The following is a 26,490-nucleotide window of genomic DNA, read 5'->3' as shown; positions in this document are numbered from 1 at the left end:
ACGAGGTTAGGATCTTGCGACAAAACCGATGATCGAGTCTGGATCCCCGATTGATATTTTCGGCGCATCAACGATAGTCGAGGCTCCTAGTTCGACTCGATAGCCTGTCAGGCCCCCACGATGACCGAAAAGACTCCAACGCCGGCTACCGATGACCTGCGAATTCGGGCGATGAAGCCCTTGATGCCGCCACAAGAATTGATGGCAGAAATTCCCGTCGAGCCGGAAGTGGCTGAAACTGTTGCCAAAGGCCGTGGTGGAATTCAGCAAGTTTTGGCGGAAAAAGATGACCGTTTGGTCGTTGTCGTCGGGCCCTGTTCGATCCACGACCCCGAAGCGGCGATGGAATACGCCGGTTTGTTGGCGGCCGAACAACAAAAACACCAAGATCGACTGTTGATCGTGATGCGGGTTTATTTCGAAAAGCCACGCACGACCGTTGGCTGGAAAGGCCTGATCAACGACCCGGGACTCGACGACAGTTTCGAGATCAACCGTGGTCTTCGCACCGCGCGAGGATTGCTTCGCGACATCAATAAACTGGGATTGCCAACCGGAACGGAATTTTTGGATCTGATCAGCCCGCAATACATCGCCGACTTGGTCGGTTGGGGCGCCATCGGTGCCCGCACGACCGAGAGCCAGGGGCATCGCGAGTTGGCGTCCGGTTTGTCATGTCCGGTTGGATTCAAGAACGGCACCAGCGGAAACGTGCAAATCGCCGTCGATGCGATCTGTTCGGCCCGGCGGCCACACCACTTTTTGTCAGTCACCAAAGAGGGCACGTCTGCGATCTTTGCAACGACCGGCAACAGCGATTGTCACGTCATCCTGCGAGGCGGCCTGCACACCAACTACGATGCCGCCAGCATCGATGCCGCATCCGCTTTATTGGAACAAGCCAATCTAACGGCGCGGATCATGATCGATACCTCTCACGCGAACAGTCGCAAAAAATTCGCGCGCCAGCGATACGTGTGCCGCGACATTTGCAGCCAAGTGGCCGACGGCGACCGTCGAATCATGGGTGTGATGGTCGAAAGCAATTTGGTCGAAGGCAATCAAAGCCTCAGCGATCCCGATCTGGTTCGTGGCAAGAGTGTCACCGACGCCTGTATCGGTTGGAAAGATACGGTTGCGATGCTGCAGGACTTGGCCGACTCGGTTGATGCACGGCGAACGAAGTAGTTCACCTCCCGCGCCATTGCGGTTCATCGAATCCAGGTATCAAGACCGCGCATGTCTTGGCGAAAGTCAAACTGCAAATCGGGGTGGACTCGCTCGATCGCCTTTTCGATTTTCTTCAGCTGAGATGCGTACATGTTTGCGCTGACTCGGCAGTTCCCGAATCGGATGCCCCGATCGACGAATTGTCGACAGAAGTAAATGCGAATTTGTAGTTCCGTTTCGCGATCGCCCGAATGTCGAATCCGTTTGTCCATGACCCGCACGATCTTTCGGAGCGTTTTCTTGTGGATCGTCTTAGCGGCGGGGATCTGTTCGTCGATCTCGTCGCAAACCTCGGCGACGTAGGCGGGTTCGTCGACGGACTTCATCAAGACGTAAGTTAGCAGTTCCTTGTTGTCGACCTTCGATTTTGCCAATCGCAAGCAGGCATCCAACAAGGCATCGTGATCCAATTTGACGAGCGTTTTTTTGAGTTGGCTGATCGTCGCTGCTTTCATGGTGTCTGCTTCTCGATCACGATTTCGTTTCGAAAGAGTTGCCCTGCTCGACCGACCACCTTCAAGTAGTGGTCGCTTGGCAGTCCCTCGGTCGCCAAGAATTTTCCGCCATTTTGAGTCGGCGGATCATCGGTGCATTTGAAAATGGCCGTTCCCTCATCAACTTCATCAAACATCGCCACATAGATCATTCGGCACTTGATTCGGTTGGCGGCGACCACTTGCGACCATAGAAATTTGCCTTTCAAACGCGGGATCGAATCCAATGATTGTCCGGTCAGGTTGTGCCAGCTGAACCCTGGGAAAACGACCGGCATCAAGTCGAGTTCGCGTTCGACGCACCATTTTAAGTCCGACTGCCAAACCGCGGTTGCGTGTTTCGTCGCTTCACTTGGTGATCGATACCGGCCGACGGTCCAGGGGCTGATGATGTCGGCCAGTTCGATGATGGCATGAAGTCTTGGATCACTCGTCGCATCGCGAGTTCCTTCACGCCAAAACGAAGGAACGCCCAGCATCACGGTACAGCCTTGTGATTTCAGCCACTTCACCAGACTCATGCACTCTTCGATCGAATAGTCGCGATCGTCACTGAATCCGATTCCCCAAATCGCGACGACGGGGCCGCCGCGATGATGAAAGTACATTGGGTCAGCGGTCAGCCTTGTCTCTTGCAGTCGTTGCCAGTCCTCGCGAACTCGCTTCACCGCGCCACGGTGAAGTCCCGACAAGTCGTACATCACCGCGATCCCTCGGCCATTAGCTGCGGCGGCCTTGCGTGCATGGGCCAGAACGTTGTCTTTGTGTCGTCGCAGTTTCGGATCGGCGAGTCCGTTGGCGAATCGTTGGATCATGACACCGTCGATGCCGTATTGCTTCATCCATTGAAAGTGCCGCATCACGGTCGATCGATCGCCGCTGCTGAAGACTTCGGCCGAGCTCCCGTCGGTGTGCAGGAAATCCGTCGCATAGCGTGCTTCGGGTTCCAGTTCCGAAACGTCTGGCCACAGATCGACGCTGACGTTGCCCGGAGCGAGCGGTCGGTTGCGATTCTTTGCCCAGTGGGTCCACCCCAACTCTGCGCCGTCGCCGTCGCAATTGAACCAGCCTTGGTACCCGCAGATGACCTTTCCGTCTAGCGTCGTTGGGTCGATCACGCCGTCGCTTCGAGGTGTGGTCGGCAAAGGCGTGGCTGGCGGGGGTTGCGATTCGTCCGCAATCACGCCACCCCCGCGAGTCGAAACCAAAAGTAATAGCAAGACGCAAAGGTTTCTCATGGTCGTGTCGTCGTTGCTGGTTCGAATTCACGGAGCGGCGAGGTCAGCCCAAATATACTCCGTTTACGGCATCAGCGAGACCGGCAGTTCGAGCAGGTGTTCGCAAACGGTGAAGTGAAGTTTTAGCCATTGGGAAGACTCTCATCGTGATTGAGAATCAGTGTTTTCGTTCGTATGTGAGCAAGTTTACGATGAATGTTTAGATATACTTTGATGCCTTGAATGAATTGAATCTCTTGAAACGAAAGAACTCACCCATGAAATTCACTTTGGCCGCCGCCACGATCCTGCTTGGGTTGACGTTCGCGATGGATCGCGTCAACGCGGAAGACTCGACTTCCGTATCGGTCGATCAAACCTCCCAGCAAATGGTCGCCGATGGCTTCACGCCGCTGTTCAACGGAACGGATCTTTCAGGTTGGCGCAACCCGTTCGACTATGGCGACGCCAAGGTTGTCGATGGCGAGATCCATTTGCTGGCGAATAAAAAGTTCTTCTTGGTGACCGAGAAAACTTACGCCGATTTTCACGTGGTCGTCGACATCCATTTGCCCGACGGTCCAGCCAATTCGGGCGTCATGTTTCGATGTCACGTCGAACCCAATAAGGTATATGGCTACCAAGCCGAGTGCGATGGTTCCGACCGATGTTGGTCGGCAGGCTTGTTCGATGAAGGTCGCCGCAAATGGGTCTGGCCCAGTACCAAAGGCCGATCCGAGAAAGAGTTCTTGAAGTACGAGAAGGAATCGCAAGAGTACTTCAAGCAACCCGAGATCCGCAACGCGCTCAAACGCAACGACTGGAATCGTTACGAGGTAACGTGCCGTGGCGATCATATCGTGATCACGCTCAACGGCGTGAAGGTCACGGACTTGCACGACACGACGGATGCCGAGGGCTACATCGCGATCCAGCACCATGGCGAGAAGGGACAGACCTATCGGTTTCGAAATCTGTTCATCAAAGAGTTTGTTGACTGATCCAAGCGATCGTCGTGAACATTGGTGAACTGTCTAGCTACTGAAACACACTCCAGATTTTGAACTGCTTCCATGAAAATGACCCTTTTTGTACTCGCCTTAAGTTTGGTTGCTGCGTCGGCTCGTAGCGAAGAAGTCGTCTTTCAAGAACTCGGTGGCGTCGTCGCCGTCGAGGCCGAACACTATGCCAGCCAGACGGAAACGCAAGTGCGAGCGTTTCATCTGACCAGCGCGGCGGATAGTCCTGGCGTCGAACCGGACGGAGATCCCTCGCACGCCGATGGTGCAAGTGGCGGTGCGTACTTGGAAGTCTTGCCCGACACCCGCCGGACCCACGCGGACAAGTTGATCGTTGGAACCAACTTCTCGCCCGATCCAGGCAAGATGGCCGTTCTGAATTACAAAGTAAATTTCGATACGCCCGGCAAGTACTACGTATGGGTGCGTTGCTATTCAAGCGGAAGCGAAGACAACGGTTTGCACGTCGGCCTGGACGGCGAGTGGCCGGCAAGCGGTCAACGGATGCAGTGGTGCGAAGGCAAGAACACGTGGCGGTGGGGCAGCAAACAACGCACCGAGAAGGAACATTGCGGTGAACCGCACAAGATCTTTTTGGAAATCACGACGCCGGGCCAACACACGATCTCGTTTTCGATGCGTGAAGACGGTTTCGAGTTCGACAAATGGCTGATGACGACGGATCGCGACTTCGTTCGCCCCGCCGACGCGGGTCCGACATCCAAACTTCATTCGGGAACATTGCCAGCCGCCGGAACACTGATTGCCGAGCCTCCGTCGGTTTCCCAGTCGAAAGCGAAAGCAACGCAAAGCGGATCTGATTCGCTCCGGATAAACGCGGCCGACTTCAATCTTGCCGGTACGGGCTACTACTTGGACAAGGGCAAGTGGATGGCGATCAATCCCGACAAAGCCAAGAAAGCCACCACGTCGATGACGATCCCCTATCCGACGGGTCGTTACGACATTTCATTGCAAGCCATCGGCGAGAGTGATGGAATGTCGACCTACAGCGTGAAGTTAGACGACGAAGTACTGGGTGACTTCACTTGCCCGCTAAGCACGGTGACCTACGAAGAAGGATCTCAATACCGAAAGACTTGGACGAACGTGCAGGTCACCGACGGCACCATCCTCTCGATTTCGTCGGCCATCGCGTCGGAAGATGGCAAAGAGTTTAGCCGCGCCCGTTGGGCTGCGGTCGAGTTCAAGCCGGCCGATGATGCGACTCGCAAGCAAGCCGCATCCTTGATCGCGGTTCAGAGCAGGCAAACCAAGCCGGTTGAAAAGACGCAGCAGGTCAACGCCAGTCCCACCCGACCGGTCAGTGATTTGCCCTTGATTCAACCACGCGAAAGTAACGGTGACGGTTCGGTCGCAATCATTGGCGAAACGAAGCGTTGGCACAAGGTTTCGCTGACGCTGGCTGGGCCATACGCGCACGAAAAGGACAACGAACCAAACCCTTTCACCGACTATGCGATGTCGGTGACGTTCAAGCACTCCGATGGAACGACGTATACGGTTCCCGGATACTTTGCTGCCGATGGAAATGCGGGGAACACGTCGGCCGAGTCGGGGATCGCTTGGCGAGCTCACTTTGCTGCCGATCGAATTGGTGATTGGAATTACAGCATCGCCTTCAAAGCAGGGAAATTAGCTGCGCTGGATGGTGGTGGCCAAGCACTTGCGCCCTATGACGGAAAATCGGGGACCCTGACGATCGGTGAATCGGACAAGACCGGCCGCGACCTGCGTGGGCAGGGACGCTTGAGTTACGTTGGGAAACACTATTTGCAGTTTGCCGGCAGCGGTCAGTATTTTTTGAAGGCGGGCGCCGACGCGCCCGAAACGTTGCTCGGCTACGTTGACTTTGATGGCACGACGGCAAGCAAAATCAAAAAGAAGGTGCCGCTGAAAACTTGGGCACCGCACGTTAAGGATTGGCAAGCGGGCAATCCGACTTGGAAAGACGGGAAAGGAAAAGGTTTGATCGGTGCGGTCAACTATCTTTCGGGCAAAGGCTGTAACGCGTTTTCGTTTTTGACGTACAACGCAGGTGGCGATGGCGACAACGTGTGGCCGTTCATTCATCGCGATGACAAGCTGCATTACGATTGCAGCAAGTTGGACCAGTGGGGTGTCGTTTTCGATCACGGAACGGCCAAAGGGATGTACTTGCACTTCAAGTTGCAAGAAACCGAAAACGACGACAAGATCCCCGAGTCGCTCGATGGCGGCAACTTAGGCGTCCAGCGAAAACTGTATTGCCGTGAACTGATCGCACGTTACGCGCACAACTTGGCCTTGAATTGGAACATCAGCGAAGAGAACACTCAGACGACACAGCAAATCCGCGCGATGGTTGACTACATCGCTTCGCTGGATGCGTATCAGCACAATCGAGTGACGCACACGTTTCCGGGTGAACAGGACAAGCAGTACCAACCGCTGCTCGGTAAAGGCTCTGCGATGACTGGCGCGTCCTTACAAAACAGCGCCATCGCGGATACTCATTGGCAGGTTGTCAAATGGGTCGATGCATCGGCCGCCGCTGGCAAGCCGTGGATCGTCGCGTTTGATGAATCAGGCAGCGCCGCGCACGGGCAATGCCCCGATCTCGGATACCGTGGTTTTGATGGCCACGACAAAACGGGAAAGATGGCCTATACCCAGCACGAGATCCGCAAGCAAACGCTGTGGGGAACGTTGATGGGAGGTGGCGCTGGTGTCGAGTACTACTTTGGCTATCAGTTCGAAGAGAATGATTTGGTTTGCGAAGACTGGCGAAGCCGCGATCAGAGTTGGGACTACTGCCGAATTGCGATCAACTTCTTTCACGACAACCAGATTCCGTTCTGGGAAATGTCCAATCGCGATGCCTTGGTCGGAAATGCAAAGCATGAAAACACCAAGTACTGTCTGGCAAAGCCGAACGATACCTATGTGGTGTATCTGTCATCGGGAGGGTCGGCCGATTTGGATCTTTCCGATGCGACCGGGCAGTTCCGCGTCCAATGGTTCAATCCTCGCGTCGGCGGTGCGATGCAGTCGGGCTCAGTGACAAGTGTCGACGGTGGATCGTCGGTAAATGTCGGCCAACCGCCGAGCGACGCAACCGAGGACTGGATCGTCTTACTTCGTCGTTAGGTCGTTGTTGTAGGACACGCTCTGCAATTCGCACCTCGCGTCGGAATGAATCGCTCGTAACGATTGTCTCGTCGTCGATCCGTTTTTTCGTCACGATCGCTTAGTTTTTCGCAACCCCGGCCCTTTGCGTAGTCCATTCATTTTCGTTGGACTCACTCAAAGGGCACTCACCGGGGATCGCGATATGACTACCGAACGACCAAACACAGAACGCAAAGCACTGGCCGTCAACTTGGACGCCCGCCGCTACGGATCATTCGCCGAAATCGGCGCCGGCCAAGAAGTCGTTCGTTGGTTCTTTCGAGTCGGTGCCGCCGCCGGAACGATCGCAAAGAGCATGTCGGCTTATGACATGTCCGTCAGCGACGCGATCTATGGGCATTGCGAACGGTATGTTTGCCGCCAACGTTTGCAAGACATGCTGGACCGCGAACATGCGTTGAACCTCGAGCGGCTGAAAGAAAGTCGCGGCGACACAACGGCATTCTTCGCGTTCGCCGATACCGTTTCGGCTCGCAACTTCCACGGCACCAACGAGTGTCATGGTTGGATGGGCATTCGCTTCCAAGCTCACCCACGCGACCAAGATAGCCAAATCATCATCCACGTCCGGATGTTGGACACCGAAAACGCGTTGCAACAAGAAGCTCTCGGCATCGTCGGCGTGAACTTATTGTACGGTGCGTTCTTCCTGAACCACGAACCGGACCAATTGATCGAATCGCTGCTTGATAATCTGAGCACGCGACGCATCGAGATCGACATGATCGAGTTCTCGGGGATCGCGTTCCGTCACGTGGACAATCGGGTGATGAGCTTGCGATTGGTTCAACTAGGACTTAGCAGCGCAGCGATGTTCTCGGCCGATGGCGAAGTGTTGCAGCCGTCGGAAGTGTTGTACAAGAAGCCCATTTTGGTCGAACGCGGTAGTTTCCGCCCGGTCACGAACGTCAATGTCGACATGCTGGATGCTGCCAAGGCAAAGTTCGTTGAAGAAGAAGGCGTCGACGCCGATCAAGTGGTTTCGCTGGCCGAGATCACGATGCGAAACTTGAAAGCGAACGGGGATATCGATCTTCGGGACTTCCTCGCTCGAGTCGATATGTTGGCGGCTTGCGGGATGACCGTTCTGATTTCCGATTACTTCGAATACTATCGATTGGCCGCCTACTTGGCTCGCTACTCGAAAAAGAAGATCGGCATCACGATGGGCGCGGCCAGCCTTGTCGAGCTGTTCGACGAAAAGTATTACACCAGCCTCGATGGCGGAATCCTCGAATCGTTCGGTCGGTTGTTTAAGAACGATTTGAAGTTGTACATCTATCCGTTGCTCAACCGCGAAAGCGGCGATCTGACGACGGTGGATAACTTGAAGGTGGCCGAAGAGATTCGCACGCTCTATCGATACTTGGTCGACAAGGGTTGTATCGAACAGCTCGACACGCACGATCCGTCGCACCTATCGACGTTCTCTCGTGAAGTCCTGCGGCAAATCGAAAAAGGCGATCCGAATTGGGTTGACCACGTTCCAACCGAAGTCGCGGAACTGATTCAGAATCGCGGCTTCTTCGGCTATCGTAAACCGGCGGTCGCGAAGATCGCGGCGAAGCCAGTTGCCAAGTTAGTCGCGAAATCAACTCCGCCGCTCGAAATGGCTCAGGAATTGTTGGAGTCGATCGAGTCTTCATCGATCGGTTAGTCGCTGGTCGATCGGCACTGGTGCTAGTTCGGTGTCGTGAAACGCCACCAATACGCGCCGTCGTTCAGCGGGCCTACCGGCCGACCATCGACGCGGATCCAACCCGGATCCCAGAGGACGTAGTACTGTTTTCCTGGTTCCAGCATCGGCAACTCGCCAAGATCGACTTGCCGTTTGCCCTGCGACGGGTGAGTGGCGTCGGGATCCAGAGTCCAAATCGGCGTCGCTTCGTCGGGCTCGCAGTAGACGCGAATCGATCGATTCTCGGTGCCGCGAAAATCGATCGCGCCGGCAAATTCGATGCGAAGGCGTACCGATGTCGATTCGGTTACCGATCCGTTTGCCGGTGTCATCGCAACGAGGCTCGGGCAAGCCATCTTCAATCGGTGCCATCCCCAACCGTGTTGGACGCTCGATACGGGTTCGGTCGCGTTTGGAATACCGGATTCGTCGGCGAACGCTATCCATCGATCCGAAAGTTGTTTCAATCGATGGGGATGTTGAGCAGCCAAGTCGATTGACTCGCCGCGATCGGACCGCAGGTCGAACAATTGCCAGGGTCCGTTGTAAAGGCTGACGGCCTTCCATTCGTCGTCGATCCACGACCGCGAGAAGTCGTAGTACTCGAAGACCGGTTTTGATTCGCGATGGCCGTTCGGTTTCATCAAAGGAACAAGTGACGATCCCGCCAGCGGGCGAGTCGCATGACCGGCGAACTCAGCCGGGTAAGTCGCACCCGCCAATTCGATCAGCGTCGGGTACAAGTCAACGATGCTGGCTGCTGCATCCACACGGTCGCCTGAGTCTAGAGAGATGCCAGCGGGCCATTGGATCACCATCGGTACGGCGATCCCACCTTCATGGCAGGCGTGCTTGTAGTATCGAAATGGAGTTGCCTTCACCGCTGCCCATCCGTTGCTTGATGACGGGTTGCCATGGGGTTTCCACGCGATCTGTTTCTCGTCGCCGTCGATCGAACCGTTGCTGTAGTCGCCGCCGTTATCCGACAAAAAAATGACGATCGTGTCGTCTTCGATTCCCGCATCACGCACAAAAGTCGTTAGCTTCCCCACCGCGATGTCGACTTCGTCAACGGCGGCCGCGTAGGCGGCCATTCGCCCGGCTTCGATGCGACGTCGGTGATCGCTCAGTTGATCCCAGACACGAACTTCATTTCCAAGCGGCGTCATGGTCCACGCCGGATCAATCAATCCCATTTCGATCTGCTTCGCACGACGTTGCTGGCGAATCGCATCGTACCCAACGCCGTATCGGTTCTCGTATTTTTTTACCGTTGCTTCAGGAGCCTGGCATGGATGGTGGGGCGCATTCAACGCCACATACATCAAGAACGGCTTCTTCATCGCCACCGACTCTTTCATAAACTCGATGCTTTTGTCGGCAAAAGCAGTGGTCGAATAGAAATCGTTGGCAAAGTCGTTGAACGGTTGATCGTCCAAGAACCAATCGTTGCCGCCAATGAAACAGTCGGTCATGCCGCCGAGAAATCCGAATGATCGATCAAACAAGTCTTTCGATCTGGGGTCGGGTTCGCCGGCATGCCACTTTCCCGTCATCATCGTTCGATAGCCGGCTTGCTTCATCACCATCGGAAGCGGTGCGGCATGTGAGTACGCGTGTCCGCCGGCATAGTCCATCGGCATTCCCGCCATCAACGCAATCCGCGACGTGACGCACATCGGAGTCCCGCGAAAACGAGTGAACTGCAATCCTGCGTTAGCCATCGCATTGATGTTGGGTGTCGCAATCTCGCCACCGTAGCAACCGATATCGGAGTATCCCAAGTCATCCGCCAGAATCACCAAAATATTCGGCTGACCAGCGACCGCCAAACGGGCCGAGACCAGTGCGAAAAGAGCGATAGCGAAAATGGTTTGAGATCGTTTCATTTCGGTAGCCTTAGAAATCGTCAGATCAGTGGTGCCGACAAAGAATGTGATTCTATTTCCGAATCACCGATTCGGTAAAAATGGACTCGACGATGGATCGCCTAAGATACCGCCACACAAGGTGACCACTCAATTCGGGGAAGTCGACGTGATCGGGTTGCGTGAGTGTACTCCATTGCTTGGAATCCACATCTTTGCCAATGATTTCGCCTTGTCCTCGGTTCTGGTCGATGGAGACCTTCACGACATTGTCGATTCGAATTGCGGGGTGGCCATTCGCGGTAAACAATCGGTTGGCAATCAGTTGGACGCCTGAACCGGTCGCTTCCGATGTCGATCCAATGATTCGCAACGCCGCATTCTTTCGAGTGATAACGAAGTTGCCTTCGATTCTTAAACTGTTGGGGACAGCCCTCTGATGTTCGCGCGAATAGATTCCGCAACCACCGGCATCGGCAATGAAGTTGTTGCGAATGATCGAATCCGCAGCGGCCTGGATGCCGTGATCACCGGTGTTCCAGATCAAATTGTGCTCAATCAGGTTTTGCGTTCGGCCGGCAGTTCCATAGACCGTGATCCCCGGGTATTTGGTGTCGTGAATGACATTGCTGACGATCCGGTTTCCGTAGCTTCCCTGTTTGATCTCGACACCGTCGCCTTGGCTGATGTTGTCTCCGTCGAGGTGGTGGATGTAATTGTCTTCGATCAACGAGTCAGAGATGATCGCGGTCCCGTTGTTGCCTCCTAAATAAAACGCTTCGCCATGACCACCGGTATGGTGAATATGGTTGCCGCGAAACGTCATTCGTTTGTAGTCGCCGGCTTCGTGGTTGCATGTCACCGCGACTCCACCGATATCGTGAATATGCAAACCTTCCAGGACCACGTCACTGGGTTGTCGGCCCTGGTAAGGTCCGATGCGAATCCCAGATGATCCGCCGGTAATCTCAAATCCGACTAGTTGCAAATGTTGGGTGCCTTCCAAATTGAGCGTGTTTTGCTTGGCATCGGGACGTTTGAAGACGACGGTTTCGTGTGTGGCGCACCGGATCGTGATTGGTTTTCCCAAGACGCCACAATGTCGGATCACCAAGCGTCGTGCATCGCTGTAGACACCCTGTCGCAATACGACTTCGTCGCCTGGCGCAAGACGATCGCCCGAAAGTATGCTGAACCAGTCTCCGTCGGGACCAAGTTCGATCGTTGCGGAAAATGCCGCCGACGGCAGGTTCAATGCGATCAGTACGGCGAGGCTGATTTTGTTTAACAGCACGATCGTTTCCGGTAGTGAGTTGTCGATTATTAGGGCGAGCAGCCTTTTCAGCGCAGGCCATCGGGCCAGTACGACGGACTAGAACCCCGCGTGGTTGATTGTGTCGGCCCGATGCCGATTCCCTGGATACGGTTGCCTTCGTTGGTCGGCGACCGCCTTTCCCAGGTGCAGCGAATCACCGGTGTCGCGATCGAAAAAATCTGGTGTAATCTTCTCGGGAATATCGTCTCCTGTTTTTTCTCGCCACGTTCGAAGCGTGCTGAGAAGACGCGATTGGATCACAGCATATTTCGGATCGTCGGCCAAGTTGTGAATTTGGTGTGGATCGCCTGCGGTGTCATAGAGTTCGGTTTCGGGTCGCGGTGCTGCCAATACGTCCGCCTGGATCGGAGTCAAGGGTTCCGCCGAAGCGGCGGCGGATCGCAATGCTTGGTGCGTCGGGCTGCGAACCGAGTCGGCTGGTCCTTGCATCGCGAACTGTGGGCGGAAGTTTTTGATCAACAGCCACCGGCCATCTCGCACGCTACGCGCAAGCGACTCGTAATCATGCCAGTTGTGTTCCGAGAACGCATACGGACGAATGGTTGACGTCAGGTCTTCGAACAACGGTAGCATCGATTCGCCCTGAAAACTCTCCGGCTTCTCAGCACCCGCCAATTGTGTGATCGTGGGTGCGATGTCAATCACGCTGACCAGCGAGTCGCAGACGGCACCGGGCCGTTGAATTTTTGGCCCCGTGGCAATCAGGTACGTTTGCATCCCGTCGTCATGCAGTCGTGTCTTGGCTCGCGGAAACGGACGTCCGTTGTCGGCCAACACAAAGATGTACGTGTTATCGAAAACGCCTTCGACTTTCAGACGGTCAATTACCCGACCGACAAAGTGATCGAATCGAGTGACCTCGTTCAGGTACGATGCGAAATCCTCGCGAGTCTCTGGGGTGTCCACAAACGCCGGCGGCAGATGCAGACGGTCGGGTTCATGCATCGGGCCGTACGACGCTTCGTCCCACTGTTGGTCGCTATCCCAGTCGCGATGCGCGTCCAACGAGGCGAACCAAAAACAAAACGGTTGATTCACCGGACGCTGCTCGATCGCGTTGATCCAGTTCGCGTGACCACCCGAGTTGCCCTTGTTGTTGGGTTGAAAAACTTTGTCGAACGGCTCCGTCGGCGCGGCCACGGTCGCGGCGTCATCCCACGTCATGTGGTGTTTGCCGGCCAGGCACGTGAAGTATCCGTTGTCACGCAGGGTTCCGGTGAACGAAGGCAAGTGCCCCGAGATTGCTTGATGAAGTTCGGCGGCTTGTCCATTGTTGTGTGGGTAGCGCCCGGTGATGATGCTGCTGCGGCTCGGGCTGCAACTACTGGCCGTTAGAAACGCATTCGAAAAACGCAGGCCTTCCATCGCAAGAGCATTGATTCTGGGGGTGCGGGCATCCAGGCTGCCAAAACAGCCGAGATCGTTGTAGCTGACGTCATCGGCGATCAAGATCACAAAGTTAGGTCGCTCGGCGAGGGCAGTCGTCACGTTGAGCGTCAGTGTGCCGGCGAGCAGGTAGAGGCAAAAAGCAAATGGATGAGGTGTCATGAGAATCTCTTGAGATAATCGGAAAAATCTCGCACATTCACCGCTCGCAGAACGACAAACAATACAGAACAGGAAGCAGATTGGAACTCTAAACCCAGGCATCCAATGTGCCTTGTCTCTGTTTGACAATCAATGCACTTGTGAGGTCGCTCGTTAAATCAGGTCGCGTTACCGATGGCTTGGGCAACGTATTCCCCCCCAGGACATTCGAAGTGAAACGAGTGTTGTTGATTCTAGCTGGTTTGAATCGGCTGATTTGATTTAAAGGATCAAAGCGATCGCGATCATGATCAGCAGTGCCCCCAACAACCGCATCGCCTGAACGCTGCGCGGCGCATGGTATTCTTCTCGCGAAAAAAACTGTCCCACGAATACGACGGCAAGCACACTCCACAAACCCCGAGAGCTGTAGACCACGTTGGTTGCCGCGGCATGTCCCCAAGTTCCGATCGCGTACGTAAGGAAAACGGATTGTAAACCTGTTAGTGCCGCACCGGGTAGCAACCATCGCCATGTCGGCCGAGGAATATCACGGAAGCGACCTTCCAACATCGGAATCATGCCGAGTGAAAAAGTGGCGGACGAAATCATGACCAATGGCAGAAAAGTTGCTGCGCAAAACCGAGGAGCCCAGACTTGTACCGTCGAATCGAAAGTTGCGTACGCCACGGCGGCCGCAATCGAGGTGATCACCGTATAGCTCAGTTTTCCCATCGCGAAACGAGAGGCCTTCGATCCATCGTCTTTCGCTGACCCAGGAACGAGAGATTGCCCTCGAAAACTAAGGCAGGCGACTGCAACGACCGCCAGTCCCGCCGCAGGCCAGGTTCTCGCCGATGGCGACTGGTCGGTAAAACAAGCCAATAGTACAGCCACGAACAGAATCTTCAGCCCAAGCATCGGCGTCGCAACAGAAACGTCTCCGCGCGTCAGCGCCAAAACGACCAACGTTTGTCCAGCAGCAAAGAACCCTCCCGAAACCACGGGTTGCCACCACAGCGACCAGTCATGGACCGGTTCGCCCCACCACAGCATCGGCAAGAATATGATCGCGGTGACCCAATTGCAAAACAGAGTGGTACGCCACGGTCCAGGCTTCCAGTCGGTCGACCGCTTCAGCATTAGAATGCCGAGTGTGTACAGAAGTGCTGCCGTCATCGCGCACCAAAATGTGCCACTTGGGATCAATAGAAGTCTTTCTTGACAACAGGAAAGCGGACATTCGTTTTCGAAAGCGAGACCTTTGGCCGATCACGCTACGCCGTTTCGCCACAATGACGAAGTTTCATTCAGGAATTCCAATCACACACACGTTGTGGCTCAGGTCGCTGGCGTAGTATGTCTCTACCGGAGCGTCTGGCAATGGCGTCAGCTCACCGTTGATCCATCCGTTGAATCCGTAAGTGTCTGAATCCAGCGTTGTCCGTAAGAAGTCGGCTACGAGGATTCGTTCGTCGGATCATCCTCGTATCGTCTTCTCGCGTTTCGGCGGTACGTGGCGGGTGGCACGTCCATCTCGCGTCGAAAGGAAACGCTCATGTATTCTTGGTTCTGGAATCCACATCGCTGGGAGATTTCCGCCAGCGTCAACTCTGTTTCGACTAACAGTTGCCGAACTCGATCGATTCGACGTCGGACGATCTCTTGGTGAGGCGTGCGGCCGATGATGGATTGAAAGCGATGCTCGAGTACGCGGCGCGAAAGTGGGACGGTCTTGAGCACATCTTTGACGTTGATGCCGTCACAGCAATGATCGCGAATGAAGCGAACAACGCATGCGATTTCGGGATCGTCAATTGCCAGCACGTCCGTGGATTGGCGAGTCGCGACGCCGAGCGGTTCAAGAAGTTTGGCCAGTGGTTCGACTGTCCCTCCGTTCATCAGCACATCTAGCATGGCGGCTGCTTCGCGACCGGTTTGATGGGCGGCCGGAATGATGCTCGATAGCGGAGGTGTACACAGATCGCACAGGAGTTCGTCATTGTCGACGCCCAGCAACGCAATTTCCATCGGAACCTTGATGCCGTATTCACGGCAGACGTCCAAGACTTGTTGAGCCTTGATGTCGTAACAAGCCAAGATCCCGGTGGGCCGCGGCAATGCCAGCAGCCATTTCGCCATTCGAGTTCGCTCGCGTTTGAGGGAGAGAGTCTTGGTGGGTTTGGTGTTTGGTGTGAACACGCTGCAACAAAATCCCGCGTCGTTCACGAAACGTTCGAACGCCTGTTGTCGCTGAATCGACCACATGAATTCCAGTTCACCGCAGAAAGCAAAGTGTACGAATCCGCGTTCACGAAAATGTTCAAAGGCGATTCGTGCGATCGCAGTGTCATTGGTTTCGACCCAGGGAATCTTTTTAACCTTGCGAGCGGCACTGACGTCGACCAACGGGATCTTTAGTTTTCTAACAACGTTTGCGATCGCATCGTTCTCGATTCTCGCGATCAGTCCGTCGCCGTTCCAATCCTTCAGCCAGGCCGGCGGGGGAGCGCCGCGTTCTTGTTCGATCATGTAGATCGACCAGAGCTCGTGTTCGTGAATGTAGGAGGCGATGCCGCTTAAAAGTCCCCGCGCATAGGCATTCGAAGACTCGATCAGCAACGCAACTGATTTTTGTTTTTCCATTGCTTCGGAGTGTATTCGAAGGTGCCTGTCGCAGTGGTGAAAGTTCACATGAAGAGTTTGTAAATTCACATTTTTTTCGTGTTCGTTGAACCTATACTCAGCAAAAGCAAACGAGTCCGAGGTCGGGTGCGTTGCGTGTTGGCAACTTGTTTGTGTGGTCAGCACTCTGACCTCAACTAAAAAGGAATCCGCGATAATGAGCGACCGTAGAGTCAGAATGGCGATGGTGGGGTTGGGTTTTGGATCCGAATTCATACCGATCTATCACGCACACCCGGATGCCGAGGTGATCGCGGTGTGCCGTCGCAACGAAGTTGAAATGAACAAAACGGCGGATCGATTCGGCATCGCCAGTCGCTATACAGACTTTGACGCGTTGCTGGCGGACCCAAATGTGGACGCGGTCCACATCAACAGCCCGATCGGCGATCACGCGTGGATGTCTCTGCGTGCACTCGATGCGGGCAAGCATGTCATGTGTACGGTGCCCATGGCCACGACGATTGATGAATGCCGACAGATCGTCGAAAAGGTCGAAGAGACGGGTCTGAAGTACATGATGGCCGAAACGGTTGTCTACAGCCGTGAGTATTTGTTCATCAAGGAGATGTTCGAACGAGGCGAGCTCGGTGATATCCAACACTTGGCGGCATCGCATCCGCAAGACATGGATGGCTGGCCGGAATACTGGCAAAAGATGGTCCCGATGCACTACGCGACACACGTGGTCAGCCCCTGTCTGGGATTGGTCGACGGGCTTGCCGAATACGTCAGTTGCTTTGGTTCGGGCACCGTTCGCGAAGACATCGCCAAGAAATCGGGATGCAAGTTTGCGGTCGAAACTTGCCATATCAAGATCCAAGACATGGATCTGACAGCTCACATTTGGAGAACCCTGTATGACGTCGCGCGACAGTACCGCGAGAGCTTTGACGTGTACGGGACGAAGAAGAGTTTCGAGTGGACATTGATTGAAAACCAGCCTCACGTTCTGCACACCGCAAAGATGCCGGAACCCGAGATCGCACAACCGATCGAGGTGCCCGACTTTGCGGACCGCTTGCCCGAGCCCATTCGACGGTTCACACAGGCACAAGAAATCCACGATGCCGAGCACCTTTCATTCGTGCAAGGTGGTGGTCACGGAGGTTCGCATCCTCACCTGGTCAACGAGTTTGTGCGTGCGGTGTTGGACGACCGATCACCTCGCCCCGATGCAGTCACATCGGCCAACTGGACGTGCGTTGGTATCTGTGCGCACGAATCGGCAATCAGCGGTGGCCAAATCGTTCACCTGCCCGAGTTCACACTCAAGCGTAGTTCACGGGTCTAGAAACTGATTCCGCTGGCAGCAAGTGTTACCAACGGTTTGTCGGTTATATGGTCCATCCCGAGTTCCTGATTCACCGTCAGCCGAAGGCCGTAGGGTCTCGGGTGATGCGAGCAGACCTGTCCGCTCACGCGTCGCGGTTCACTCAATCGACTCGACGATCCATCTTTTTGCAGCTCTATCCACGGCGAACTCACCATGAAGTCTCTCATCGCTATCGTTTTCGTATTGCATTGCATCGCGATGTCTCATTCGCCATCGATCGGGCAGTGCGAGGACATTCGTGTTCTGTTCTTGGGCGACCGTGGCGCTCACCAGCCGAAGGTGCGTTTCGACGAATTGAAACCGATCTTCGACGCGCGTGGGATCAAAATGACATACACCGACGATGTGTCGGACGTCACCCTTGCCAAGCTGAAACAGTTCGATGTCTTCGCGCTGTATGCCAACGTCGACGAAATCGACAAAGCGGGTGCCGATGCGTTGTTGGCTTACGTTGCCGAAGGTGGCGGCTTTGTTCCGCTGCACTGTGCGACGTACTGTTTTCGCAATCAGCCTGAGTTGGTGGCCTTGATGGGTGCCCAGTTCAAACGTCATGGTACCGGTGTCTTTCGCGCCGAAGATGCCAAGTCGGGTCACACGTTGATGTCGGGCTTCGGCGGATTCAAAAGCTGGGACGAAACCTACGTGCATCATTTGCACAATGAAAAAGATCGAACGGTGCTGGAATACCGAGTCGATGCCGAAGGCCGTGAGCCGTGGACTTGGGTTCGCAATCAAGGCAGCGGCCGTGTCTTCTATACCGCGTGGGGACACGACGGTCGGACTTGGACCAATCCAGGTTTCCAAAACTTGGTCGAGCGAGGCGTTCGTTGGGCCGCTGGGGATGATCCAAAAGAAGCGGGCGATTATCAATCCGATCGCCCGTTCGGGGTCCCAGAAATCACCGCGATGCCCAAAGACTTGAAGCCGTTTGACTACGTCGACGTTGGTGGTCAAATTCCTAACTACACACCGTCAAAGACTTGGGGCGACCAAGGCGAACCGCTCAGCACGATGCAGAAGCCGATCGAACCGGCCGAGTCGCTCAAGCACATCGTGGTTCCGGAAGGTCTGCATGTCGAGTTGTTTGCGTCGGAGCCCGATTTGGGTGGCAAACCGATCTGTATGGCGTGGGATGAACGTGGACGGTTGTGGGTCGCCGAAACGGTCGACTATCCGAACGAATTACAGCCCCGCGAAACAGCACGTGACCGGATTCGAATTTGTGAAGACACCAACGGTGACGGCAAAGCGGACAAGTTCACGGTCTTCGCCGAACAACTGAGCATCCCCACCAGCATCGCTTTCTCGCGCGGCGGTGTCATCGTACAAAATGCGACCGAGACGTTGTATTTGAAGGACACCGATGGCGACGACAAGGCCGACCAACGGAGCGTGTTGGTTTCGAACTGGCAACTCGGTGACACGCACGGCGGCGTCAGCAATTTTCAATACGGCTTAGACAACTGGATTTGGGCGATGCAGGGTTACAACACCTCGCGACCCGTCGCCGACGGAAAGCAGCAACAGAGTTTCCGCATGGGTTTCTTTCGCATGAAGCCCGATGGCAGTGAAGTGGAATTCATTCGATCGACCAACAACAACACGTGGGGCCTCGGTATCAGCGAGGAAGGATTGATCTTCGGATCCACAGCCAACGGTAACCCCAGCATCTATATGCCGATTGCCAATCGCTATTATGAACAAGTTCGCGGCTGGGCGACATCGCTGACACTCTCTTCGATTGCTGACACGAACGATTTTCATCCGATCACGGATAAAGTACGTCAGGTCGACCACCACGGTGGTTACACGGCAGCGGCCGGGCATGCGATCTACACGGCTCGTGAATACCCACAAGAGTATTGGAACCGAGTCAGCTTTGTCTGCGGACCGACCGGTCACCTTGTCGGCTCGTTTGTTTTGGATTCCAGCGGAAGCGACTTTCGTTCCACAAGTCCGTTCAACTTGTTTGCCAGTGATGACGAGTGGACCGCACCGATTATGGCAGAGGTCGGACCCGACGGACAAGTTTGGGTGATTGACTGGTATAACTACATCGTCCAGCACAATCCGACACCCAAGGGATTCACGAAGGGCAAGGGAGCGGCGTACGAAACCGAATTGCGAGACAAAAAGCACGGCCGAATTTATCGTTTGGTCGCCAACAATTCCCAGCATCGCTCGACAACTGACCTGTCCAAGGCGACGCCGCAACAGTTGGTCGACTCGCTCGCCGATCCAACCATGATCGTTCGGAAACATGCCCAGCGGTTGCTGATCGAACGCGGCGCCGCCGACGTGGTGCCATCGTTGTTCGCTTTGATCCGATCCGAATCGGTCGACGCCATCGGTTTGAATGTGGGGGCCATTCACGCACTATGGACGCTGCATGGCTTGGGGCGGCTCGATGGAACGGATGCCGAAGCGAATGAAGTCGTCTTCGCTGCCCTGCGTCATCCTTCGGCTGGTGTGCGCCGTAACGCGTTGCAAGTTCTTCCACCGATCGACACTTCAATCGCTGCGATCAAGACAGCTAACTCCCATCGTGATGCGAACGCTCAAGTTCGTTTGGCGGCTGTGCTGGCGATCGCGGATTTGCCCGCCAGCGTTGGTGGCGCTAAGATTGTGGTCGACGTGATCGGTGATGCTGGTGCGATGGCCGATCGCTGGATTCCCGATGCTGTGACCAGTGCTGCGGCACGCAATAGCGGATACTTGCTGCAGTCATTGGCAAGCGTCGCTGATCCATCGCCTCGTGCGATCGAAGTCGTCGGTCGGGTCGCCGACCACTACGCTCGTGGCGAGAACGTTCTTGATGCCGCCGACTTGTTGGCCAGCGCCGCGGCGGCAGATCCGCGCATGCTTGACACGGTCGTCCGCGGCTTCGCGGTCGGGTTCGGATCGACAGTGAAAGCGTCCAAGCAGGTCATCTTGTCCGATGCCATCGAGACTCGTCTGGAAGATGCGCTTCCGCGAGTCGCATCCGGTACACGAGGTTTGATGGTCAAGTTGGTAACCGGTTGGGGCAGCAAGCGGTTTGCCAAGTACGGTCAAGAAATTTCCGACTCGATGCTCGCAACCGTTCGCGATGAATCGGCTTCGGACCAAGACCGGATCGACGCGGCGAAGCAGATTGTTGAGTTTATGCCCGAGGATGCTGGCGTTGTGGTGTCGTTGCTGGACGAAGTGACCGCTCGGACTCCGCCCGCCGTCGCATTCGGATTGATCGAAGTGATGGGGTCGAGTCGTTCGGATGCTGTCGGTGACGGGATTGTTGAGCGTTTCGCCGGGATGACGCCGGCACTGAAAAAGTCGGCAATCCTACAGCTGCTCAAACGTCCTGCCTCGACGCTCGCACTGCTGCGAGGAATCGAGGGCGGCAAAGCGACACTCACCGATCTTGCGCTCGACCAAAAACAGGCTCTCACATCGCATTCGGACGTAGCGATTCGTGACTTTGCGAAAACACTGCTTGAACAAGGCGGTTCGCTGCCCAGTGCTGATCGCATGAAGGTTTTGGAAGAGTTGTCGTTTGTCACGACGACGACGGGTGATCCGGTCAAAGGCAAGCTCGCCTTCACCACGCACTGCTCGAAGTGTCACATGCACTCGGGCGCCGGTGCGACGGTGGGGCCCGACTTGACGGGAATGGCGGTTCACCCGAAAGAAGAATTGTTGACGCACATTCTTGATCCGAACCGGAACGTCGAAGGCAACTTTCGCGCGTACAGTGTGCTGACTTTGGACGGCGTCATCATCAACGGAATGTTGGCTTCGGAGTCGAAAACATCGATTGAGCTCTTTGACACCGAAGGTAAAAAAATCAGCGTGTTGCGAGACGATATCGATGAGTTCCGAATGTCGAAAAACTCGATCATGCCGGAAGGGTTCGAGAAGACGATGAAGCCCGAGGAGCTTACCGACTTGCTGGAGTTTCTTGTCAAGCGAGGCAAGTTCGTGCCGATCGATTTGGGCAAGGTGGCAACACTTCCCAGCGATCGCAGTCTGTTTGTGAACAAGAACAACACATCGGAGCGACTGATCTTTTCAAATTGGTCGCCAAAAACGTTCGCGGGTGTCCCGTTTCAACTGATCGATCCACGTGACGGAACGGTTCCCAATGTGATTGTTTTGCAAGGCGCTAATGGAGAAATTTGTCGAGCCATGCCTAGGTCGGTGTCGGTACCCTTCAACGGTTCCGCGAAAGCGATCCATATGCTCAGCGGTGTCGGGGGGTGGGCGTTTCCGTTCAGCGAGAAGGACGTGGTCGCGATGACCGTTCGATTGCACTACACCGATGGCGAAACGGAAGACCACGACCTCCGCAACGGAAAGGAGTTCGCGGACTACATGCGCCGCGTCGACGTGCCCGGTTCGGAATTTGCGTTTGACTTGCGTGGCCAGCAAATCCGTTACCTCGCAATCCATCCCAAACGCAACGAATCAATCACTCAGATCGATTTCGTGAAAGGCCCCGACGTCATCGCCCCTGTGATCATGGCCGTCACGGCGGAGTGACGGTTCGTTTCGTAGAGGCGACGCGATACACAACCGCAAATGCCGCTCTTGGATCAGCCTTTGGGATGCAATTGCAGTGCATCGTCACAGTGCCGGTGGATTTCGCGGAACTGGTCGGCGGTCGATGGTTCTTGGATGGGGACGTCGTAGGTCGGAATCATCTCTTTCATCCGCGCGGCAGCGTCGGCCGGCGCGATCAAGTCGGGAAGACAGTCCTGAATCACTTTCAGCATCAGCGCGACCGATACCGAAGCACCTGGCGATGCACCCAAAAGCGCTGCGATGCTCTTGTCTTTGTCGGTTACAATTTCGGTGCCGTAGTGAACGATGCCCGCTTCGCCGTCTTCGCGTTTGATCGCTTGGACTCGAATGCCGGCGTCCATCAGTCGCCAATCCTTGGCATCAGCGGCGGGGTAAAACGTTCGCAGTAGCTTGATGCGACTGGCCATGCTTTGCGTGCCCTGCTGGATCAGATATTTCACCAGCGGCAGGTTGTAGGCACCGACTTTCAACAGCGATGCGATATTGTCGGGACGAATCGAGAATGGCAAGTCGGTCAGACTGCCCTCTTCCTTTAAGAAGCGTGTCGTCCACGCCGCGAAAGGGCCGAACAGCAAGGCTTTTTTGCCATCGATCACGCGAGTGTCTAAGTGAGGCACGGCCATCGTTGGCGCTTCTTCCTGGGCTTGTCCGTAAACCTTGGCTTGGTGTTTGGAAACGATCGTCGGATCGTCGCACACCATCCACTGGCCACCGATGGGAAAGCCGCCGAAGCCCTTGCTTTCATCGATGCCCGATTTCTGAAGCAGGTTCAAACTGCCACCTCCGGCGCCGATGAACACAAACTTGGCGGATGAGGTGGTTTGCTTTCCGGTGGCGACGTCCTTGACGGTAACATCCCAGCCTCGTTGGGTTCGTTTCAATCCGATGACGCGATGTCCGGTCGCGACATCGCACCCTTCTTGCTTTGCCATCCAACCGATCAACTTGCGAGACACCGAACCGAAGTTCACGTCGGTACCGCCCGCCATGTACGTTGCACTGATCGGACCTTCACCGCGGTTTTCAACCAACAGCGGTGCCCATTGGCGAATCTGTTCGGGGTCCGTCGAGTACTGCATCTCTTCAAAGAAGTGATGCTTCGACATCGCGGCGTGCCGGGCCTTTAAAAAGTCGACTTGCTTTTGACCATGGACGAAGCTGATGTGGGGGACCGGATTGATGAACTCGCTCGGTTGATCGATCATTCCCGATTCAACCGCGTATGCCCAAAACTGACGCGACTGTTCGAATTGTTCGAAGATCGAGACGGCGTTGGAAACGTCAACGGTACCATCGGCGTTTTGATTGGGCGTGTAACTGAGTTCGCAGATGCCGGCGTGACCCGTACCCGCATTATTCCAAGCGTTGGAACTCTCTTGAGTGAGTTCCTTCGACACTTCGTAAAGCTGGATCTTCAGACTCGGCTGTAAACACTTCAGCAACGCGCCCAGGTTTGCGGACATGACGCCGCTGCCGACCAGGATGACGTCGGGATTCTCGATAGACATATCAGTTTAAGTTAAAAGCAGATTTAAGTTCATCAATCACGGTGTCGGGCATGGTAGCGACTTCACCGATCGACTTGGCATTGATCACGGCTTCGGCCGTCGATTCCAGCACTTCCAAACGGTCGAACGTGTCCAGCACGCTTCGCCCCGTCACGATCACGCCGTCGTTTTCTAGCATAGCTGCCGGTGACGATTCGGAAACATACGTTGCCAATTCGTTTTCGTCGCGGTACTGGGTTCCATAGGGAACGCGTTTGACGTCACGAAGGAACACATAGCTTTCCGGAATCGTCCGGACATCGAACGTCGAATCGGTCACGCTGAACGCGGTCGCATTGACCGGGTGTGCAAACACGATGGCTTGGACGGCGGGATGCTTTTTGTAGATCGCTTGGTGAGCGCGTGCCGCACGGCTGGCAAGCTTGCCATATTCGCGGTTGTCACCGTTGACCAGAACGAGGTCGTCGATGTCCAGCAGTTCGCGGTCTTTTTGCGTCGGAGTGATCAGGAAAGAATCGGCGTCGACGCGTGCTGAAAAGCTGCCCTCGGTGCTGATCAACAATCGTTGCCGGCAGCCGCGACGCACAAATTCGCACAACTGTCGTCGCAGCTCTTGCTCGTTCGCCGATGCGGCTGGCGGATCGTAGGACTGGAAGTCGACTCCGCGATTGGCTGCTTGCTGAAGATGTTTGTCTTCCAAGAACCGAACGCCGCCCAGTTGGCTTGCTTTGACCAACGTCTTGCCAGCGAACTCGAACGCTTCGAAACGCTCGAATGCGCTGGCCAACGATTGGCCGCCGACGACAACACCGTGGTTTTCTAGGATGACGCTGTCACAACCTTCGGCGAACGTGGCGGCGATACTGGCCCCGAGCGCCTCGCTGCCCGGACACGCATAGGGTGCAAAGCCTAGCTTCCCGCATACCGAGTGGGCTTGGTGGAACAGCCGCGTGTTGGGCGTTTGGCGACAGATGCTGAACGCAACCAATGCGACCGGGTGGGCGTGAACGATCGCCCGAATGTCGGGACGAGCCTTATAGATCGCTTTGTGAAACGGAAATTCCGACGACGGCGGATGAAGTCCATCGACAGAACCGTCGGCGCGAACGCAGACGATGTCCTTGCGAGTCAGGGCGCCCTTGTCCACTCTCGCAGGCGAGATCCAGATGTTTCCTTCGTCGTCTCGGATCGAAAGGTTGCCACCGGACGTGGTCGTCATTCGGTAGCGGTAGATTCGGTCCATCGTCCGCATGATTTCGTCACGCGGGTGTACAAGATTTCGAAGAGGATTCATGAAGCGAGCGCAGTTGGAAGGGTAAGGCGATGAATCGAAAGCACTAGGCAAGGGGCCGAACGACCGACGTGCTACGGTAGTAGTCCATCAAAGTTTCGACGGACAGTACTCCGCCGCCCATCCCGCTCTTGTTGACTCCGCCGTAGGGGACGCCGTGGGCGAACACGTTGTGGGCGTTGATCCAACTGTTGCCAGCCGTCATTGACTCGGCGACGCGAGCGGCGCGTTCCATGTCCTTTGTCCAAACGCTGTTGGCCAACCCGTAATCGGTATCGTTGACCATTTCGATCGCTTCAGCCTCGGTCGAAAACTTGACCAGATAGGCGACCGGGCCAAAAATTTCTTCCCGCGCGGCGACGTTGTTCAGCGTTCCGCTCAGCAAAGCCGGTTGAATGTAATTGCCTTTGAATCCATCGACCGCTGCTTGGCCGCCGCCGACCAAGCACTCTGCGCCTTCGGCTTGTCCTTTTTCAAGATAGCTGAGGACTCGGGTGCATTGCTTGGGATTCACAACGGGACCCATTTGGCTGTTCGGGTCCAGCGGGTGACCGACGCGAACGTTCTTCATCAGATCGACACAGTAGCCCACGAATTCGTCGTAGATCTTTTCGTGAATCATCCAACGCGTCGCGTCACAACAGACTTGGCCAGAGTGAAACGTGATCGCGCCGACCAGTGCTTCGGCCGTCGCTTTTACATCCACGTCATCGAAAACGACCGCGGCACCCTTGCCACCGAGTTCTAGCTTGACGGGAACCAAATTTCGACCGCACGTTTCACCGACCAACTGGCCGACTTCGGGCGAACCGGTAAACGACATGCGTTTGATTTTGGTGTTGTTCGTCAATGCGGCACCGGCGGTGGCGCCGCGTCCGGTGACAACGTTGATCACGCCATCGGGAACACCCGCTTCTTTGGCCAGTTCGGCTAAGTAGATGGCCGACAGCGATGTGTCTTCGGCGGGCTTGATCACGACCGTGTTGCCGGCGGCCAGCGCGGGCGAAATCCCCCAACCGATCAGCAGGAACGGGAAGTTCCAGGGGAAGATGAACGCACACGCGCCCCAGGGTTGTTTGTAGGTCCATGCGTCGTGACCGGGGGCATCCAACTTAGTTCGCGTTTCGACTTTTCCGGAAAGTTTGACGAAGTAACGCAACGTGTCGACGAAGTTCTGGACGTCACCTTGTGCTTGAGCTTCGATCTTGCCCGCGTCGAGAGCTTCGATTTGAGCGATGATGGGTTTGTGTTTTTCAACGGCATCGGCCAAACGCAAAAGGATCTTGCTTCGTTCGTCCACCGATAGCGCCGACCAAGCGGGGAAAGCTTGATTGGCAATGTCGACCGCACGATCAATTTCAGATGCATCCAGATCGTGAATGTCGGCTAGCTTGTTGCCCGATCCAGGATCGATCGTTGCGACGGTCGCGCCGCTGGCCGCCGGAAACGGCTTGCCGCCGACGAATGCTGGTAACGAATCACGATTTAGAAACGCTTCGACTTCGGGAAGCAGTTGAACGCCGGATGCGATGGACATCGGTTGAACCTT

16 protein-coding genes are annotated in these 26,490 nt (G+C 55.5%); 6 read left to right on the top strand and 10 right to left on the bottom strand.

The window, feature by feature from the left end; all coding sequences use genetic code 11:
• Positions 1-120: 120 nt before the first annotated feature.
• Positions 121-1,188 carry a 3-deoxy-7-phosphoheptulonate synthase gene (locus Poly51_RS12395; RefSeq protein WP_146457906.1) on the top strand — a complete coding sequence of 356 codons (1,068 nt, stop codon included), beginning with the start codon at positions 121-123 and terminating at the stop codon, positions 1,186-1,188.
• A 23-nt stretch (positions 1,189-1,211) separates the two neighbouring features.
• On the opposite strand, the gene Poly51_RS12390 is transcribed toward Poly51_RS12395, so the two are convergent.
• Together Poly51_RS12390 and Poly51_RS12385 are read right to left on the bottom strand one after the other, a co-directional pair.
• Positions 1,212-1,685 carry a hypothetical protein gene (locus Poly51_RS12390; protein ID WP_146457904.1) on the bottom strand — a complete coding sequence of 158 codons (474 nt, stop codon included), beginning with the start codon at positions 1,683-1,685 and terminating at the stop codon, positions 1,212-1,214.
• Positions 1,682-2,962, bottom strand: a complete 1,281-nt coding sequence (locus tag Poly51_RS12385) for a glycoside hydrolase family 71/99-like protein (RefSeq protein ID WP_146457902.1) — start codon at positions 2,960-2,962, stop codon at positions 1,682-1,684. The genes Poly51_RS12390 and Poly51_RS12385 overlap by 4 nt, the downstream gene beginning before the upstream one ends.
• Positions 2,963-3,219: 257 nt before the next feature.
• Here Poly51_RS12385 and Poly51_RS12380 point away from each other — a divergent pair, with 257 nt between their 5' ends.
• From Poly51_RS12380 to Poly51_RS12370, 3 genes are all read left to right on the top strand, one after another.
• Entirely contained in the window at positions 3,220-3,942 is a 723-nt protein-coding gene (locus Poly51_RS12380; RefSeq protein ID WP_246114447.1) for a 3-keto-disaccharide hydrolase, read from the top strand.
• Positions 3,943-4,020: 78 nt separating this feature from the next.
• Complete coding sequence (locus Poly51_RS12375; protein WP_146458492.1) at positions 4,021-7,110, top strand: DUF5060 domain-containing protein; 3,090 nt, start codon at positions 4,021-4,023, stop codon at positions 7,108-7,110.
• A gap of 184 nt (positions 7,111-7,294) precedes the next feature.
• Complete coding sequence (locus Poly51_RS12370; RefSeq protein WP_146457900.1) at positions 7,295-8,809, top strand: TonB-dependent receptor; 1,515 nt, start codon at positions 7,295-7,297, stop codon at positions 8,807-8,809.
• Between the two features lie 23 nt (positions 8,810-8,832).
• Here the strand turns inward: Poly51_RS12370 and Poly51_RS12365 are convergent, their stop codons facing one another.
• From Poly51_RS12365 to Poly51_RS12345, 5 genes are all read right to left on the bottom strand, one after another.
• A complete protein-coding gene (locus Poly51_RS12365; protein ID WP_146457898.1) occupies positions 8,833-10,719 on the bottom strand; it encodes a sulfatase-like hydrolase/transferase in 1,887 nt (628 codons plus the stop codon).
• Between the two features lie 52 nt (positions 10,720-10,771).
• Positions 10,772-11,992, bottom strand: a complete 1,221-nt coding sequence (locus tag Poly51_RS12360) for a right-handed parallel beta-helix repeat-containing protein (RefSeq protein WP_186775505.1) — start codon at positions 11,990-11,992, stop codon at positions 10,772-10,774.
• A 78-nt stretch (positions 11,993-12,070) separates the two neighbouring features.
• Complete coding sequence (locus Poly51_RS12355; RefSeq protein ID WP_186775504.1) at positions 12,071-13,582, bottom strand: sulfatase family protein; 1,512 nt, start codon at positions 13,580-13,582, stop codon at positions 12,071-12,073.
• Between the two features lie 261 nt (positions 13,583-13,843).
• On the bottom strand, positions 13,844-14,740 hold the full coding sequence (locus Poly51_RS12350) for an EamA family transporter (RefSeq protein WP_146457891.1): 897 nt from the start codon (positions 14,738-14,740) through the stop codon (positions 13,844-13,846).
• A 279-nt stretch (positions 14,741-15,019) separates the two neighbouring features.
• Positions 15,020-16,207, bottom strand: coding sequence for a XylR family transcriptional regulator (locus Poly51_RS12345; protein ID WP_146457889.1), 1,188 nt, complete (start codon positions 16,205-16,207; stop codon positions 15,020-15,022).
• A 196-nt stretch (positions 16,208-16,403) separates the two neighbouring features.
• Here Poly51_RS12345 and Poly51_RS12340 point away from each other — a divergent pair, with 196 nt between their 5' ends.
• Both Poly51_RS12340 and Poly51_RS12335 read left to right on the top strand, forming a co-directional pair.
• Positions 16,404-17,540, top strand: a complete 1,137-nt coding sequence (locus Poly51_RS12340) for a Gfo/Idh/MocA family protein (RefSeq protein ID WP_146457887.1) — start codon at positions 16,404-16,406, stop codon at positions 17,538-17,540.
• 195 nt (positions 17,541-17,735) lie between these two features.
• Positions 17,736-22,100, top strand: a complete 4,365-nt coding sequence (locus Poly51_RS12335) for a PVC-type heme-binding CxxCH protein (RefSeq protein ID WP_146457885.1) — start codon at positions 17,736-17,738, stop codon at positions 22,098-22,100.
• A 53-nt stretch (positions 22,101-22,153) separates the two neighbouring features.
• On the opposite strand, the gene mqo is transcribed toward Poly51_RS12335, so the two are convergent.
• Genes mqo through Poly51_RS12320 form a run of 3 tightly spaced genes read right to left on the bottom strand, consistent with a single transcriptional unit; the run spans position 22,154 to position 26,478 of the window.
• A complete protein-coding gene (mqo, locus tag Poly51_RS12330; protein ID WP_146457883.1) occupies positions 22,154-23,650 on the bottom strand; it encodes a malate dehydrogenase (quinone) in 1,497 nt (498 codons plus the stop codon).
• A gap of 1 nt (position 23,651) precedes the next feature.
• The gene (locus Poly51_RS12325; protein WP_146457880.1) at positions 23,652-24,944 is read right to left on the bottom strand and encodes a class II aldolase/adducin family protein; all 1,293 of its coding nucleotides are present in this window, start codon (positions 24,942-24,944) and stop codon (positions 23,652-23,654) included.
• A gap of 43 nt (positions 24,945-24,987) precedes the next feature.
• Positions 24,988-26,478, bottom strand: coding sequence for an aldehyde dehydrogenase family protein (locus Poly51_RS12320; RefSeq protein WP_146457878.1), 1,491 nt, complete (start codon positions 26,476-26,478; stop codon positions 24,988-24,990).
• Positions 26,479-26,490: the final 12 nt, after the last annotated feature.

Source organism: Rubripirellula tenax, assembly GCF_007860125.1.
Taxonomy (GTDB): Bacteria; Planctomycetota; Planctomycetia; order Pirellulales; family Pirellulaceae; genus Rubripirellula; species Rubripirellula tenax.
Note: the sequence above shows the minus strand (reverse complement) of the source record. Positions and strands in the feature narration are given on the sequence as shown.

What these genes read in the sequence shown, in the direction of transcription:
- Poly51_RS12375 (WP_146458492.1), top strand. Translation starts at nt 4,021, where the DNA reads ATGACCCTTTTTGTACTCGCCTTAAGTTTGGTTGCTGCGTCGGCTCGT.
- Poly51_RS12325 (WP_146457880.1), bottom strand. Translation starts at nt 24,944, where the DNA reads ATGAATCCTCTTCGAAATCTTGTACACCCGCGTGACGAAATCATGCGG.
- mqo (WP_146457883.1), bottom strand. Translation starts at nt 23,650, where the DNA reads ATGTCTATCGAGAATCCCGACGTCATCCTGGTCGGCAGCGGCGTCATG.
- Poly51_RS12335 (WP_146457885.1), top strand. Translation starts at nt 17,736, where the DNA reads ATGAAGTCTCTCATCGCTATCGTTTTCGTATTGCATTGCATCGCGATG.
- Poly51_RS12370 (WP_146457900.1), top strand. Translation starts at nt 7,295, where the DNA reads ATGACTACCGAACGACCAAACACAGAACGCAAAGCACTGGCCGTCAAC.
- Poly51_RS12320 (WP_146457878.1), bottom strand. Translation starts at nt 26,478, where the DNA reads ATGTCCATCGCATCCGGCGTTCAACTGCTTCCCGAAGTCGAAGCGTTT.
- Poly51_RS12345 (WP_146457889.1), bottom strand. Translation starts at nt 16,207, where the DNA reads ATGGAAAAACAAAAATCAGTTGCGTTGCTGATCGAGTCTTCGAATGCC.
- Poly51_RS12340 (WP_146457887.1), top strand. Translation starts at nt 16,404, where the DNA reads ATGAGCGACCGTAGAGTCAGAATGGCGATGGTGGGGTTGGGTTTTGGA.
- Poly51_RS12380 (WP_246114447.1), top strand. Translation starts at nt 3,220, where the DNA reads ATGAAATTCACTTTGGCCGCCGCCACGATCCTGCTTGGGTTGACGTTC.
- Poly51_RS12390 (WP_146457904.1), bottom strand. Translation starts at nt 1,685, where the DNA reads ATGAAAGCAGCGACGATCAGCCAACTCAAAAAAACGCTCGTCAAATTG.
- Poly51_RS12365 (WP_146457898.1), bottom strand. Translation starts at nt 10,719, where the DNA reads ATGAAACGATCTCAAACCATTTTCGCTATCGCTCTTTTCGCACTGGTC.
- Poly51_RS12385 (WP_146457902.1), bottom strand. Translation starts at nt 2,962, where the DNA reads ATGAGAAACCTTTGCGTCTTGCTATTACTTTTGGTTTCGACTCGCGGG.
- Poly51_RS12350 (WP_146457891.1), bottom strand. Translation starts at nt 14,740, where the DNA reads ATGACGGCAGCACTTCTGTACACACTCGGCATTCTAATGCTGAAGCGG.
- Poly51_RS12395 (WP_146457906.1), top strand. Translation starts at nt 121, where the DNA reads ATGACCGAAAAGACTCCAACGCCGGCTACCGATGACCTGCGAATTCGG.
- Poly51_RS12355 (WP_186775504.1), bottom strand. Translation starts at nt 13,582, where the DNA reads ATGACACCTCATCCATTTGCTTTTTGCCTCTACCTGCTCGCCGGCACA.